The organism is Rhizobium sp. 01T444 (assembly GCF_056398305.1).
Map to the genome: position 1 here is coordinate 1 of NZ_JBFTPD010000091.1, position 1,119 is coordinate 1,119.

Genomic DNA, 1,119 nt, shown 5'->3' on the forward strand with positions numbered 1-1,119 from the left:
CAAGTACGCAGCGTCCTCTTTTTTCTTTCGCCTCGTCTTGAGGCAGATCAACGCAAGGCGCGCGGCGGCGCGGCCGCGTGCCTTCAGGGCTTGAGTTCGCCCAGGATGGTCGGGATCAGTTCCGAGACCGTCGGGTGGATGTGCATGGTTCGCCGCAGCGCGTCGCCGGTCCCGCCGCAGGACATGGTGTCGATGAGGCAGTGGACGGCTTCGTCGCCGCCGACGCCCAGGATCGCGGCGCCGAGGATGGCTTCGCTCTCGGCGTCGACCACCACCTTCATGAAGCCCGCGGTCTCGCCCTTCTCGACCGCCCGCCCGACCCGTGTCATGGGCCGCTGGCCGACTCGCACCGCCTTGCCCGTCGCGCGCGCCTGCGCCTCCGTCAACCCGACCCGGCCGAGCGGCGGATCGATGAACAAGGCGTAGACCGGGATCCGGTCGCTCACGCGGCGCTTGTCGTTGTCCAGCAGGTTGGCCGCGACGATCTCGAAGTCGTTGTAGGCCGTGTGCGTGAAGGCGCCGCGCCCGTTGCAATCGCCCAGCGCCCAGATGCCGGGCGTGCGGGTCTGGAGCTGCTCGTCGACTGGAATGTAGCCGTGCGGGTCCAGCTCGATGCCCGCCTGGTCCAGACCGAGGTCGTCGGTGTTGGGCCGGCGGCCGACGGCAAGCAGCACGTGGGACGCCATCACCTCGGGCGCCCCGGCCAGGCAGTCCACGCCGACCTGGATACCGTCGGCGGCGGGCTGGAAGCGGATGCACTCGGCATCCAGGCGCACCACGACGCCTTCGCCCTCGAAAATGTCCCGGATGGCGCCCGAGACCTCCTCGTCCTCGCGCGCGACCAGGCGCGGCCCTTTCTCGATGACCGTCACTTCCGCGCCGAAGCGGCGGTACATCTGGGCGAACTCCAGGCCGATATAGCTGCCGCCGATCACCGCGAGGTGGCGCGGCACCTGGTCCAGTTCCAGGATGGAGGTGTTGGTCAGGCACGGCACCTCGTCCACGCCCGGGAGCGGCGGCACGAGAGCGCGCCCGCCGACGTTGATGAAGATGCGCGGCGCCTGGAGGAGGTCGTCGCCCACGCTCACCTCGGTCGCCGAGACGAAGCGCGCATGGCCC

The 1,119-nt window shown here is 69.9% G+C and carries 1 protein-coding gene; it reads right to left on the minus strand.

Annotated features, from left to right (window positions below; genetic code table 11):
- Nucleotides 1-83 precede the first annotated feature (83 nt).
- Nucleotides 84-1,119 (minus strand): mercuric reductase (locus AC1DTN_RS37265; protein ID WP_477925106.1); only part of this gene is annotated, 1,036 nt, incomplete at its 5' end.